A 12,731-nucleotide genomic window follows, 5' to 3' on the forward strand; every position below is an offset into this window, starting at 1 on the left:
GCCTTGCTTGGGAGAGTGGATTTCCAACAACCGACGGTCTTTGGTTCCCCCAGCTTACGGGACGCGCCCCGCGTGCTCCAAATCGGCTCAGCTGACGCTGGGTCCGAAGTCCGGCAGCTCCTTCTGCCAGATGCCCGTCACGCCCGCAGTGGTGAAGCCGAGCTGCTGGTTCACGGTCAGCAGGTAGCGGTTTTCCGGCGCATTCCAGGTGTACAACACCCGCGCGTCCGGAAACTGTTCGGTGAGCCGTTCCATGTTGGCCACCTTGATCAGCAGTCCCAGCTTGTTGCCCCGATGTTCCCCCAGCACCACCGTGTCGTCCTGGAAGACCACGTCGGGGCGCAGGGCCAGGACGCTGATGGTCGTCAGCCCCACCAGCGCGCCGCTCGCGAGGTGCTCGACGGCGGTCACCACCGTCCGTCGGCCCTGCGCGATGGCGACGTCCTCCGCCTCGCGCAGTATGCCGCCGTCGACCACCAGGTCCCCGTCGTCGGCACCCGGGATCCCGTCCTCCCCGGCCTCGTTCTCCAGCGCGGCGACGGCCTCCAGCCACTGCTCCGGGCAGCGGTCCGTCCAATGGTGCAGCCGGTAACGGCCGGCGTTGGCTGCGTCGGCCTCGGCCTGCAGCTCGGCGACCAGCTTGCTGTCCAGCGGGAGGGCACAGGAGCTGAACTGTTCGATGTGCTGCAGGGTGTAGCCGGTGTGTTGGGCGAATTCGACCTCCCGGCTGTTCAGCGGCACGAAGCCCATGCCGGAACCGGGAATGAGCTGCCCGGCCGTATTGTCAGCCAGCGTCGCACCCGGGTGGTTGGTGTCGATCAGGATGGTGCGCCTGCCCTCCTCCCGGGCGAGGTGCTCCGCGGCTTCCAGCAGCTGCCGGCCGACGCCGCGGCCCTGGAACTCCGGCAGGATGTCGAGCGTGAACTCGGCCAGGTCGAGATTGTCCGCGAGCGGCAGGGCAATGTCCACGGTTCCGACGATCTCGCCGTCGACCTTTGCCACGAGGATCACCTGGCGCTCATAGGGGTCCGCCATTTCCAGCAGCTTCTCCAGCGGGGCGTAGGCAAGGTCATCACTGCCCCAGGTCTCCATCCGGACCTTGCGCCCCACTTCCACGGCCGCAAGAAAGTCCGCTGCATCCGGTCCGTCCAGCGAATCCGGGATCCAGAGCTGCTCGACCCGTACCTCGTGTGCCTTAGCGGGCATGTTCCCAGCCATCCTGCCGCCCAATGCTCTGCCGCCTCATGCGTTGCCCGGCTCGCACCGGGCTTTCAAGCGTCAGCATATGCCCGTTTTGGTCCGCATTCCATGGCCCGCACCGGGGACTTTCCGGCAGCGCCCGACGCCGGCGCGCCTCACCCGAGTGCCGGGGCGTCCGGGTCTCCCGGGGCGACCGCGGCGTCCGGGGCGCTTGGGTCTCCCGGGGCGACCGCGGCGTCCGGGGCTCCCGGGGCTCCCGGGGCGGCGGACCGCTGCCATTCCCCATCCCAGCCCGCGGGGCGGAACCCGAGGGCGACGTTGATGGCGAGCATGTGGTCGTTTTCGGCGGCGTTGAAGGTGGTGACGCGCCGGACGTCCGGGTAGCCTGCCAGCCGCCGGAGGTTGGCGATCTTCACAAGCATGCCTAGGCGGTGGCCGCGGTGGCTTGAGGCCACCAGGGTGTCATCTTGCTCGGCGAGCCACGGCTTGCCGGGCGCGAGTTCAAGCACGGAGTAGGCAGCCAGCTCGCCGCTCTGCCGGTGGCGGGCCGCCGCCACGAGCGAGACGTTGCCGGCCTGCGTCCAGGTGTCTTCGACATGGCGCACGCGTGCGACATCCCAGGTCTCCTCGTCGTAGCTGAGTCCTCCGGTGGGCGCGTCCGTGCTCATCCGCGACATCAGCACCGCCAGCTGCGCCACGTATTCGTCCGGGCAGTGGTCCGTCCAGCACAGCAGCTCGTAGCCGTCGGCCCGGGTCCATGCCTCCCGTTCCAACCTGTCCAGGCCCGGCACCGCTGCGGCGACATCCAGGCTGCTGAACCGCTCCACCTGTTCGAGCCGGTAGCCCGCCGCAGCGGCGAAGCGGACGCCGCGTGCCGCCATCGGGAGGGCGCCGGTCCCGGTCAGCGGCTTCACCACGTCCGGGCCGTCGGCGTCGAAGTCCGCTGGATGTTCGGTGAAGCTCATCAGGACGGTGCGACCGTCAGCGGCGGCCAGGGACTGCGCGTGCTCCAGCAGCGCACGGCCGATCCCGCGGCCGGTGTACGCCCTCAGCACTGCCACGTGCAGGAGTGCGCTGCCGAGGTTCTCCTGTTGCTCAAAGCGGATCCACGACTTCCCCACCATCCGGCCGTCGATGCGGACGAAGAAGATCCGCATCCGGGTGTAGGCGTTGTCCCGCCAGTAGCGCAGCCGGGCCCCGGCGGGGGTGGCCCGGTCCAGGCTGCCCCAGGTCTCCAGGGTCAGCGCGTCGCAGAGCCGGCCGAATTCGAGGAATTCCGCGGCTTCCGGCGCGTCGATAGTGTCCGGCAGGTGCAGGGGTTCGATGAGATACGGGGCGTCGGTCACCGGGTCAGCTTAACCGCCACCCCGGATGCAGAAAAGACCGCCCCGCGGCTGCGGGACGGTCTTTTCGCTGCTTGTTACCGCAGGCCGGGTGAGGATTAGACCTCGGTCAGGACCTTGGTGACGTTGGGGTCAACCGAGATGCCCGGACCAAACGTGGTGGCGACGGTGGCCTTCTGGATGTAACGGCCCTTCGAAGCGGACGGCTTGAGGCGGAGGACCTCTTCCAGTGCGGCGGCGTAGTTCTCGGCCAGCTTGATGGCGTCGAAGGAAACCTTGCCGATGATGAAGTGCAGGTTCGAGTGCTTGTCGACGCGGAAATCGATCTTGCCACCCTTGATGTCGTTGACAGCCTTGGCGACGTCAGCGGTCACGGTGCCGGTCTTCGGGTTCGGCATCAGGTTACGCGGGCCCAGGACCTTACCGAGGCGGCCAACCTTGCCCATGAGGTCAGGGGTGGCGACGGCGGCGTCGAAGTCGGTCCAGCCGGCGGCGATCTTCTCGATCAGGTCGTCGGAACCAACGAAGTCGGCGCCGGCTGCGATTGCGGCCTCGGCCTTGTCGCCGGTGGCGAAGACGAGGACGCGGGCGACCTTGCCGGTGCCGTGCGGCAGGTTGACGGTGCCGCGGACCATCTGGTCGGCCTTGCGGGGGTCGACACCGAGGCGGAACGCGACCTCAACGGTGGCGTCGAACTTGGACGGGTTGGTGTCCTTGGCGAGGGTTACTGCCTCGAACGGCGCGTAGAACTTCTCCGCGTCGATCTTGGCGGCGGCTGCCTCATATGCTTTGCTGCGCTTTGCCATGCTGCTTATTCTCCTTGTGCAGTTGTGGTCTGCGGACCGCGCTGGGCCCTGCCACATTCGGGATTCCGAGCGGTTGATCCGTTGCGGGTTCCCGATATTTCAATGTTTAGGTGGTGCCGGTCACCCGGCGGTGCTGCCCGGCGTCGTTCCCGGTTTCCCGGACCCGGCGCCGCATCAGCGGTGGGGGAATTAACCCTCGACGGTGATACCCATGGAGCGGGCGGTGCCGGCGATGATCTTCGCGGCGCCTTCCAGGCTGGTGGCGTTGAGGTCTTCCATCTTGGTGGAAGCAATCTCGTTGACCTGGGCCTGGGTCAGCTTGGCAACCTTGACGGTGTGCGGGGTAGCCGAACCCTTGGCGACGCCTGCAGCCTTCTTGATGAGCTCTGCAGCCGGCGGGGTCTTGGTGATGAACGTGAATGAACGGTCTTCGTAAACGGTGATTTCAACCGGAATAACGTTGCCGCGCTGGGCTTCCGTCGCAGCGTTGTACGCCTTGCAGAATTCCATGATGTTGACACCGTGCTGGCCAAGCGCAGGACCGATCGGCGGGGCCGGGTTGGCGGCACCTGCCTGGATCTGCAGCTTGATGAGGCCGGTGACCTTCTTCTTGGGAGCCAATGTAGGGTCCTTCTCTCAATTACGTCCTGGGACACAGGAGCGTGCCTCAGGTTGTTGGCCGCCATGGCGAGGCGGCCGGCCGCTCCGAAGCTGCTAAGCGGGCAGCCCGGGGCGAATTCTGTGGGTGTTGCTAGATCTTGCTGACCTGGTTGAACGCCAGGGTGACCGGGGTCTCGCGCTCGAAGATGGAGACGAGCACCACCAGGGTCTGCGAATCCACCTTGATCTCGGAGATCGTGGCGGGAAGGGTCTCGAAAGGCCCTTCCTTGACGATAACCGATTCGCCGACCTCGAAGTCGACGTCGACCGCAGCGGGAGCGTGCTTGACCTGCTTGCCCTTCTCGGCCTGCTCTTCTTCGAAGACCGGCGCGAGCATGGAGAAGACCTCGTCGAGGCGCAGCGGCACGGGGTTGTGGGCGTTGCCCACGAAGCCGGTGACGCCGGGGGTGTGACGGACGGCGCCCCAGGAGGCGTCCGTCAGGTCCATCCGGACCAGGACGTAGCCGGGGATGCGGACGCGGTTGATGACCTTGCGCTGAGCGTTCTTGATCTCAACGACTTCCTCCATCGGAACCTGGATTTCGAAGATGTAATCTTCCATGTCCAGGGTCTGGATGCGGGTCTCAAGGTTGGCCTTGACGCGGTTTTCGTAGCCGGCGTAGGAGTGGATGACGTACCAGTCACCCTCCTGGCGGCGCAGCTTGGCGCGGAATTCATCGGCGGGGTCGACCTCGGCCGCCGCGGCGGCCGCAGCCAGGGCGTCGCCCTCTTCGCCGGTTGCGGTGTCCTCGGCGGCCACGGCCTCGTCAGCAGACTCGTCGGCGGCTACGGCCTCGTCAACAGACTCATCGGCGGCGTCGGATTCGGGCGCAGCAGACTCGGCCTCGGACCCTTCCGCGGCTTCCACCGCGGCGTCCTGGCTCTTATCCAGCTCAGTCTCAGTTACCTCGAGCTCCTGCTCAGACACTTGGTCTCCTGCTTCCTCATTGCCTAACATGCCTATTTAAATGACTCAATTCCGCACACCCCGCGGAAGCTCCATTGTTATCGGAGATCCACGCAGTCTGCGGACCGGTCGCCTCAGCGGTCCGTGGCGCCTGTTCCGCCGAAGACCCAGCTCACTCCGGTCCCGAAGGCCAGGTCCAGCAGGGTGACGATCACCATCATGATGACCACGAACACCAGCACCACGAGCGTGTAGTTGATCAGTTCCTTGCGGGTGGGTGCAACGACTTTCTTCAGTTCGCCGATGACCTGGCGGACGAAGAGTGCAATCCGAGCGAAGAATCCTGCCTTGGGGGCATTCTTGGCGGGGCGGCCTTTGGAGCTGCTGGCAGCTGTTTCGGTCACCTGATCCTCACTCATCCTCGCGATGTCGGATACCCGGCTCTGGAATGAACCATGGTTGCTGCGCTGGTTCCGGTAAACCCCGGAACAGCTTGCGCAGGGCAGACAGGACTCGAACCTGCAACCTGCGGTTTTGGAGACCGCTGCGCTACCAATTGCGCCACTACCCTATGGATCGAAAAACGGTCTGAGCGCGTTTTCCCGCAGGTTTCCCTGAGGCGCACGCCATCATCGTGTTTTCAACACCGGAGAACCAGTCTACGCAACAACTGCGTCCACGTCGAACCGGCACTGTCCGGACCCCTGGCTGCCTGCGGAAATCGGCTGACCCGTCAGTCTCATTCCCGCTGCGGGTCACATTCCCACCCGGCACCCCGGAGGATCCGCTGAACAGCATAGAGTAGATTTCGTCGAATCCCACATCCAGCCACGTGCTGCACGCGAAGAACGGACCCGCAATGCCTGCCGCCCGCATTTCCCAGCGCATTTCCGCCATAGCCGAATCCGCCACACTGGCTGTCGATGCCAAGGCGAAGGCGTTGAAGGCAGCCGGCCGGCCGGTGATCGGCTTCGGCGCCGGAGAACCTGACTTCCCGACCCCCGACTACATCGTCCAGGCCGCCATCGCGGCCGCCAGCCAGCCGAAGTACCACCGCTACTCCCCCGCCGGCGGGCTGCCCGAATTGAAGCAGGCCATCGCGGACAAGACGTTCCGGGACTCCGGCTACAAGGCCGATGCCTCCCAGGTGCTGGTGACCAACGGCGGTAAGCAGGCCGTATACAACACCTTCGCCACGTTGCTGGACCCGGGCGACGAAGTGATTGTCCCGACGCCGTTCTGGACCACCTACCCGGAAGCGATCCGGCTGGCCGGCGGTGTCCCGGTGGAGGTCTTCGCCGGCCCCGAGCAAGGCTACCTGGTCACCGTGGAGCAGCTCGAAGCGGCCGTCACGGACCGCACCAAGATCCTCCTCTTCGTTTCCCCGTCCAATCCGACCGGGGCCGTGTACTCTCCGGAGCAGGTCAGGGAGATCGGCCAGTGGGCCGCGGCCAAGGGTCTGTGGGTGGTCACGGATGAGATCTACGAACACCTGACCTACGACGGCGTGCCGTTCACCTCGATTGCCACGGCCGTCCCGGAACTCGGCGACAAGGTGGTCATCCTCAACGGGGTGGCCAAGACCTATGCCATGACCGGCTGGCGCGTGGGCTGGATGATCGGCCCGGCCGACGTCATCAAGGCCGCCACCAACCTGCAGTCGCACGCCACCTCCAACGTGTCCAACATCCCGCAGGTCGCCGCCCTCGCGGCCGTGTCGGGCCCGCTCACGGCGGTGGACGAGATGAAGGTTGCCTTTGACCGGCGCCGGAAGGCTATTGTGGCCGGGCTGAACGCGATTGAGGGCGTCGACTGCCCCACGCCCCAGGGTGCCTTCTACGTCTACGCCGACGTCCGGGCACTGCTGGGCAAGGAGTTCCCCACCGCGAACGGCCCGGTCCGGCCCTCGACGTCGGCCGAACTCGCCGCGCTCATCCTCGACGAGGTGGAGGTCGCCGTGGTGCCGGGCGAGGCTTTCGGCCCCTCCGGCTACCTGCGCCTGTCCTACGCGCTGGGCGACGAAGACCTCGCCACCGGAGTCGGCCGCCTCCAGAACTTCCTCGGCAAGGCCAAGTAGCAGCCCTCCCTCAGGTTCTGCAGCAGCAAACCCGACGCTCCCCCACCTTTAGCGGGCGAAACGCCAACGCTCCCTCACCTTGCGCAGCACAGGGTGAGGGAGCGTTGGCGTCTGGCCGCAGGATCCGCGGGAGCGTCGGGCGGAAAGCCCCCAGACGTGAGGGAGCGTTGGCGTCTGGCCGCAGGATCCGCGGGAGCGTCGGGTGGAAAGCCTCGAGACGTGCGGGAGCGTCGGGTGGAAAGCCCCCAGACGTGCGGGAGGGTCAGAGGAGGCGGCGCTCCGCGGCCCAGCGCGTCAGCTCGTGCCGGCTGGAGAGCTGGAGTTTGCGCAGCACCGCCGAGACGTGGGTTTCGACTGTCTTGATCGAGATGAACAGCTCCTTAGCCACTTCCTTGTAGCTGTAGCCGCGGGCGATCAGCCGCATGACCTCCAGTTCACGGGCCGACAGCCGGTCCAGTTCGTCGTCGGCGATGTCCGCGGGGGCGGTGCCGAAGGCGTCGAGGACAAAGCCGGCCAGCCGGGGTGAGAAGACGGCGTCGCCGCCCGCCACACGGCGCACTGCGTCGCTGATCTCGGCCCCCGAAATGGTCTTCGTGACATAGCCCCGCGCCCCGGCCCGGATCACGGAGACGACGTCCTCGGCGGCATCCGAAACACTCAGCGCAAGGAACTTGGTGCTGCCCAGCAGTGCTGCGGAGCCGGCCAGCACGTCGCGACCGCCGCCGCCCAGTCCGCCGGGGAGGTGGACATCCAGCAGTACGACGTCGGGGCGCGCCTTGGCGATGACGGCGACGGCCTCCTCCACGGTTCCCGCCTCGCCGACGACGAGGATGCCGGGATCCAGGTCCGCTTTCAGTCCGGAGCGGAAGATGGCGTGGTCATCGACGATGACCACGCGCGTTGCCCCTGGCGAAGTTCCGGACCCGCCGGTGCCCTCTGGTTGACTGCTCACTGTCTGTCCTCTCCGTTATTCCCGGTTACGTTGGTCCCTGCCCCGTTGGCCCCGGCGGCGGCCGCGAGCGGCAGCCGGAGCCGCACTTCGGTGCCGTCGGGGCTGCTGGCGATCACGGCGGTGCCGCCGTGGCGCCGCATCCGTCCGATCATGGATTCCCGCACGCCCAGGCGGTCCGGCGGGATGGCCCCCGGATCGAACCCTGGCCCGCGGTCCTTGACGAACACCTCGGCAGCGTCGTCGGTCGCTTCCAGGTACACCGAGACCGCGCCGCCGCCGTGGCGGGCGGCGTTGAGCATGGCCTCACGGGCCGCCTGGACCATGGCCTCGAGGCGTTCGGTCATGGCGCAGTCGCCCACGGTCACGACCTCCACAGCGTGCCCCAGCGAGTCCTCCACCTCCGCGGCGGCCGCCTTCACCGCGTCGGAAAGCTGGCCCGCGTCGCGGCCCGGGTCCCGGTAGAGCCAGCCCCGCAGCTCGCGTTCCTGCGCGCGGGCGAGGCGGACGACGTCGTGCTCGTTGCCGGCCCGCCGCTGGATCAGCGCCAGCGTCTGGAGCACGGAGTCGTGCAGGTGGGCAGCGATCTCGGCGCGTTCGGTGGCCCGCACCCGGCCGGCACGTTCGGCCTCCAGGTCGCGCCAGAACTTCAACCCCCAGGGCAGCAGCACCAGCGCGACCCCGCCCAGGACGGCCACGGAGGCCAGCAGGGCGAGCCAGGTCTGTTCCCAGGACCCCGACCCGGAGACCATCAGCAGCACCCCGGCCACCACCAGTGCCAGCCCGGCCGCGAGCCTGGCCCAGCCGCCTGCCTGGTCGGCTTTGGTCTTGTCCACAATGCCGGCGCGCCGGGTCTCGTCCAGCTGCATCCAGGCAATGGCGGCGCCGCCCAGGATCGCGGCCACCGGGATCAGGGTGCCCAGCGGGACGTCCAGGCCAAAGAGCCGCGCGATCAGGATCCCAGCCGCCAGCAGCAGTCCGGCACCGAGCAGGAGTTCCTTGCCGTAGGGCATGCCCGGCAGCAGTGTCCGCCAGGACCCGGCCGGGGTGCCGGGGCCAGGTCCGTCGACGGGTCGTTCGCTGACCGCCGGGGCGATCGGCGACGCCGGCTGGCGTGCGTTGCGCTTGGCGCTCTCGTCCGCGGTGGGGACCATGATCCAGAGCCAAGCGTAGAAAGCGACGCCGGCCCCGCCGGCGAGGGCTGCCACCACCATGCCGATCCGGACCATCTGGACCGGCCAGCCCAGGTGGTTGGCCAGGCCCGCGCAGACACCGGCGATCACGCGGTCGCTGCTGCGGGCCAGCGGCGGGCGGGAAACGGCTGTTGTCATGGGTCAATCCAAACACGGACCGGGGTTTCCCGGAGCCGTTTTCGGGCCGAACCGGGGGCCGCTCAGGGGTCGTTCAGGGTCTTCCCCAGTAGAGGGCGGGCCCCTGCGGGCGGGAGGATCGAGGTATGAATCCGCACACTCCGCACCCAGATGAGGACCCGAACGCTCCGGGCCGGCCGGAAAGTACCCCGGGCGCCCCTTCCACCGGCCCGGCAGACAGCTCCGGGACCACTCCCCCGGCCCCCGGCGAACCTGCCGGCGAGGCACCACCCCTCTATCCGCCGGGCGGCCCGTACCCCTCCTCTTGGGGCTCGTATTCCGGGGCCACCCCTCCGCCGTACGCCGGCGCTCCGGGACAGGGTCCGCAGCCGCAGAACTTCTTTGACTGGGTCCGCAGCCATGGCATCTACCGGGGCCGCGAGCGCTGGATCGGCGGCGTAGCCAGCGGCATTGCCCAGCGGCTCGGCGTCGATCCCCTGATCGTGCGCGGCATCCTGATTGTGCTGACGGTGTTCGCCGGCGTGGGTGTCCTGTTCTACGGCCTGGCATGGGCGCTGCTGCCCGAGCCCGACGGGCGGATCCACGTCCAGGAGGCCGCCGCGGGCCGCTGGAGCTCGGGCATGACCGGCGCCCTGATCACCACCATCGTTGGATTCCCCAGCCTGGGCAGCGGCGTCTGGGGCTGGGACCGCTACGGTTTCGGTGCCTTCGTCTGGACCGTGTTCTGGGTGGGCGGGGCCATCTACGTCATTTACTACCTGACCCAGCGCAACAAGGCCCGTGCCGCGGGGACCCCCATGACTCCGGGCCGGGGGCCGGGCGTCGCCGGCTGGAGTGCGGCCGGCGGCGGCGCCGAAAGTGCCGCCACGCCAGGCGCCGGCAGCGCCTATGACAGCACGGCCGCTGCGGCCCCGAACCAGACCGTCCCGATGGAAGGGCTCCCGGGGCGGTATGGCGAGGAGCGCTCCGGAGCGGCGTCCGGCTGGGCTGCGCCGCCCTCCCCGGGTCCCACCCCGCCCTACGGCGGCGGGTATGGCTACGTGCCCCCGCCGGCGCCGGCCCCGAAGCCCCGCAACCTCGGCCCGGGTGCCCCGGCCGTGGCAGTGACCGCCGGCCTTGCCCTCCTGGTGGGCGGCGGCATCAAGGCCCTTGATGCCGCGCACGCCATCAACCTCGGCACCGCGGGCAACGCGGTGGTGTGGGCCAGCGGCGCTGCCGTGCTGGGGCTGGGCATCCTGATAGCCGGGCTCCGGGGCCGTACCGCCGGCATCCTGGGATTCTTCGCGGTCGTGGCGCTGGTGGTTGGCGGGATCTTCAACCTGGTCCCCAATGCAGACCGGGCCCGCTTCCAGAACATCGATTGGGCCCCGGTCAGCATTGAGCAGGCCCGGGGCGGCTTCGACATCACCGGCGGGACCGGCACGGTGGACCTGACCAAGCTAAACCTGAACCCGCCTCTGGGCTCCGACGTCGTGGTCCGGCTGGATGCCACCGCGAGCAACGTCACGGTGGCCATCCCCACCGACGTCCCGGTCCAGGTCCAGGCTGACATGACCATGGGCAACCTCAACGACGGCCGCGGCAACCACAGCGGCGTGACAACCCAGCAGAGCGACTACAACACGGACAAGCCAGGCAGCCGCCTGATCGTGAAGATCTCCGGGACCCTGAGCAACATCACCGTGAAGGAAGGCAACTGACATGAGCAGCTACGACCCGGCGCAAACGCCGGACACCCCCGCGCAGCCGGCGACGGCCGGCGGCCCGCGGGCCCGGGTGGGGACGGTTGTTTGGGGGCTGATCGTGCTGGCCCTGGCCGCACTGATAATCATCTCCCGGCTCGGCCTCGTCGCCCTGAACGGCACCTACGTGCTGATCGGCCTGATGATCGGGGCCGGCGCGGCGCTCGTAATCGGCGGACTGCTGTCCGCCCGCGGACGTGACAAAGAAACCACAACAGGGAAGTCTTGAACCATGGATAAGTTCTTCAGCATCGTCCGGGGCCTCGGCCTGAAACGCGGTCCGCAGCGCTGGCTGGGCGGAGTCTGCGGCGGGATTGCCGCCAAGCTGAACGTCGACGTCGCGTACGTCCGGATCGGGTACCTGCTGTTCGCCCTGATCCCCGGCCCCGCCTTCGTGTTCTATCTGGCGGCCTGGCTCATCCTGCCGGACCAGCGGAACGCGATCATCCTCGAGTCCTTCCTCGAGAGGCGCGCCGGCCGGCCCTGATCCGCCCGCAGCACCCTCAGCACCCGCACCGCACGACCCACGCACAGTGCCCCCGCCCCTCCAGCGGGGGCACTGTGCGTGGGTCACGGTTTGTGTCCTGCCCCACATGCGCCAGTACACTTCTAGGTGAGCTCAGCGTGGCGCTCTGCCTGTACCCCTTCGAACCAGGATTTGAGCCGAGACATGAAAATTGGAATCCTCACCAGCGGCGGAGACTGCCCCGGACTGAACGCCGTGATCCGCGGCGCCGTCTTGAAGGGCATCGCCGTGCACGGCCACGAATTCGTGGGGTTCCTGGATGGCTGGCGCGGAGTGGTGGAGGGTGATGTCATCGACATCCCGCGCGCCCTGGTCCGCGGCATCGCGAAGCAGGGCGGGACGATCCTTGGCACGTCCCGGACCAACCCGTTCGAGAACAACGGCGGGCCCGAGGTCATCAAGGCCAACATGGACCGGCTCGGCATCGACGCCATCATCGCCATCGGCGGCGAAGGCACCTTGGCCGCCGCGAAGCGCCTGACCGACGCCGGCCTGAAGATCGTCGGCGTGCCCAAGACCGTCGACAACGACCTCGACGCCACCGACTACACTTTCGGGTTCGATACGGCCGTCGAGATCGCCACCGAGGCCATCGACCGCCTGCGCACCACCGGCGAGTCCCACCACCGGACCATGATCGCCGAGGTCATGGGCCGCCATGTCGGCTGGATCGCGCTGCACGCCGGCATGGCCTCCGGCGCCCACGCCATCCTGATCCCGGAGCAGAAGGCCTCGATGGAACAGATCACCGAATGGGTTATCTCGGCTCGCGACCGTGGCCGCGCCCCGCTGGTAGTGGTCGCGGAAGGTTTTGTCCCCGAAGGCCAGGAGTCCCCGCACTCCGAGCGCGGACTGGACACCTTCGGCCGCCCGCGCCTGGGCGGCATTGCCGAACTACTGGCCCCCGAGCTGGAGGCCCGGACCGGGATCGAGACCCGCGCCACGGTGCTGGGCCACATCCAGCGCGGCGGCGTTCCCACGGCCTTTGACCGGGTGCTGGCGACCCGCCTCGGCATGGCCGCAATCGATTCGGTGGTGGAGCAGCGCTGGGGAACCATGGTGTCCCTCAACGGCACCGACATCGTCCACGTCGGCTTTGATGCCGCCCTCGGCAACCTCAAGAGCGTGCCGCAGCACCGCTACGAGGAAGCTGCGGTTCTCTTCGGCTGAGGGTTTCCCGGCTGGGCTTT

The 12,731-nt window shown here is 68.1% G+C and carries 13 protein-coding genes and 1 tRNA gene; 5 read left to right on the forward strand and 9 right to left on the reverse strand.

The window, feature by feature from the left end; all coding sequences use genetic code 11:
- Positions 1–87 precede the first annotated feature (87 nt).
- From ACUYM2_RS14280 to ACUYM2_RS14310, 7 genes are all read right to left on the reverse strand, one after another.
- Entirely contained in the window at positions 88–1,206 is a 1,119-nt protein-coding gene (locus tag ACUYM2_RS14280) for a GNAT family N-acetyltransferase (protein WP_481600638.1), read from the reverse strand.
- Positions 1,207–1,355: 149 nt separating this feature from the next.
- Positions 1,356–2,546 carry a GNAT family N-acetyltransferase gene (locus ACUYM2_RS14285; protein ID WP_481600639.1) on the reverse strand — a complete coding sequence of 397 codons (1,191 nt, stop codon included), beginning with the start codon at positions 2,544–2,546 and terminating at the stop codon, positions 1,356–1,358.
- Between the two features lie 95 nt (positions 2,547–2,641).
- Entirely contained in the window at positions 2,642–3,349 is a 708-nt protein-coding gene (rplA, locus tag ACUYM2_RS14290; RefSeq protein WP_091251962.1) for a 50S ribosomal protein L1, read from the reverse strand.
- A 189-nt stretch (positions 3,350–3,538) separates the two neighbouring features.
- Positions 3,539–3,970 (reverse strand): 50S ribosomal protein L11, encoded by a 432-nt coding sequence (gene rplK / locus ACUYM2_RS14295; RefSeq protein ID WP_003803853.1) that lies wholly within the window; start codon positions 3,968–3,970, stop codon positions 3,539–3,541.
- A 130-nt stretch (positions 3,971–4,100) separates the two neighbouring features.
- Complete coding sequence (gene nusG, locus ACUYM2_RS14300) at positions 4,101–4,937, reverse strand: transcription termination/antitermination protein NusG (RefSeq protein ID WP_481600640.1); 837 nt, start codon at positions 4,935–4,937, stop codon at positions 4,101–4,103.
- A 113-nt stretch (positions 4,938–5,050) separates the two neighbouring features.
- Positions 5,051–5,335 (reverse strand): preprotein translocase subunit SecE, encoded by a 285-nt coding sequence (secE, locus tag ACUYM2_RS14305; RefSeq protein WP_056738571.1) that lies wholly within the window; start codon positions 5,333–5,335, stop codon positions 5,051–5,053.
- Between the two features lie 79 nt (positions 5,336–5,414).
- A tRNA-Trp gene (locus ACUYM2_RS14310) sits at positions 5,415–5,487 on the reverse strand.
- A gap of 288 nt (positions 5,488–5,775) precedes the next feature.
- Here ACUYM2_RS14310 and ACUYM2_RS14315 point away from each other — a divergent pair.
- Entirely contained in the window at positions 5,776–6,993 is a 1,218-nt protein-coding gene (locus ACUYM2_RS14315) for a pyridoxal phosphate-dependent aminotransferase (RefSeq protein ID WP_481600641.1), read from the forward strand.
- A 262-nt stretch (positions 6,994–7,255) separates the two neighbouring features.
- Here the strand turns inward: ACUYM2_RS14315 and ACUYM2_RS14320 are convergent, their stop codons facing one another.
- Both ACUYM2_RS14320 and ACUYM2_RS14325 read right to left on the reverse strand, forming a co-directional pair.
- On the reverse strand, positions 7,256–7,888 hold the full coding sequence (locus ACUYM2_RS14320) for a LuxR C-terminal-related transcriptional regulator (protein WP_481601500.1): 633 nt from the start codon (positions 7,886–7,888) through the stop codon (positions 7,256–7,258).
- A 53-nt stretch (positions 7,889–7,941) separates the two neighbouring features.
- The gene (locus ACUYM2_RS14325; protein WP_481600642.1) at positions 7,942–9,273 is read right to left on the reverse strand and encodes an ATP-binding protein; all 1,332 of its coding nucleotides are present in this window, start codon (positions 9,271–9,273) and stop codon (positions 7,942–7,944) included.
- 125 nt (positions 9,274–9,398) lie between these two features.
- Between ACUYM2_RS14325 and ACUYM2_RS14330 the strand changes: the two genes are divergently transcribed.
- The 4 genes from ACUYM2_RS14330 (at position 9,399) to ACUYM2_RS14345 (ending at position 12,711) form a co-directional block, all read left to right on the forward strand.
- Positions 9,399–10,973 carry a PspC domain-containing protein gene (locus ACUYM2_RS14330; protein ID WP_481600643.1) on the forward strand — a complete coding sequence of 525 codons (1,575 nt, stop codon included), beginning with the start codon at positions 9,399–9,401 and terminating at the stop codon, positions 10,971–10,973.
- A 1-nt stretch (position 10,974) separates the two neighbouring features.
- Positions 10,975–11,244 (forward strand): hypothetical protein, encoded by a 270-nt coding sequence (locus ACUYM2_RS14335; protein WP_481600644.1) that lies wholly within the window; start codon positions 10,975–10,977, stop codon positions 11,242–11,244.
- A 3-nt stretch (positions 11,245–11,247) separates the two neighbouring features.
- Complete coding sequence (locus ACUYM2_RS14340) at positions 11,248–11,502, forward strand: PspC domain-containing protein (protein WP_441417017.1); 255 nt, start codon at positions 11,248–11,250, stop codon at positions 11,500–11,502.
- Between the two features lie 183 nt (positions 11,503–11,685).
- Positions 11,686–12,711: a 6-phosphofructokinase gene (locus tag ACUYM2_RS14345; protein WP_346960639.1), complete on the forward strand. Its 1,026-nt coding sequence runs from the start codon at positions 11,686–11,688 to the stop codon at positions 12,709–12,711.
- The last annotated feature ends 20 nt before the right edge of the window (positions 12,712–12,731 follow it).

This window comes from Arthrobacter sp. SD1074B (assembly GCF_056780195.1).

Excerpts from the sequence above, each read along its gene's own strand:
- ACUYM2_RS14280 (WP_481600638.1), bottom strand. The coding sequence starts at position 1,206 with ATGCCCGCTAAGGCACACGAGGTACGGGTCGAGCAGCTCTGGATCCCG.
- rplA (WP_091251962.1), bottom strand. The coding sequence starts at position 3,349 with ATGGCAAAGCGCAGCAAAGCATATGAGGCAGCCGCCGCCAAGATCGAC.
- secE (WP_056738571.1), bottom strand. The coding sequence starts at position 5,335 with ATGAGTGAGGATCAGGTGACCGAAACAGCTGCCAGCAGCTCCAAAGGC.
- ACUYM2_RS14315 (WP_481600641.1), top strand. The coding sequence starts at position 5,776 with ATGCCTGCCGCCCGCATTTCCCAGCGCATTTCCGCCATAGCCGAATCC.
- ACUYM2_RS14325 (WP_481600642.1), bottom strand. The coding sequence starts at position 9,273 with ATGACAACAGCCGTTTCCCGCCCGCCGCTGGCCCGCAGCAGCGACCGC.
- ACUYM2_RS14330 (WP_481600643.1), top strand. The coding sequence starts at position 9,399 with ATGAATCCGCACACTCCGCACCCAGATGAGGACCCGAACGCTCCGGGC.
- ACUYM2_RS14335 (WP_481600644.1), top strand. The coding sequence starts at position 10,975 with ATGAGCAGCTACGACCCGGCGCAAACGCCGGACACCCCCGCGCAGCCG.
- ACUYM2_RS14340 (WP_441417017.1), top strand. The coding sequence starts at position 11,248 with ATGGATAAGTTCTTCAGCATCGTCCGGGGCCTCGGCCTGAAACGCGGT.
- ACUYM2_RS14345 (WP_346960639.1), top strand. The coding sequence starts at position 11,686 with ATGAAAATTGGAATCCTCACCAGCGGCGGAGACTGCCCCGGACTGAAC.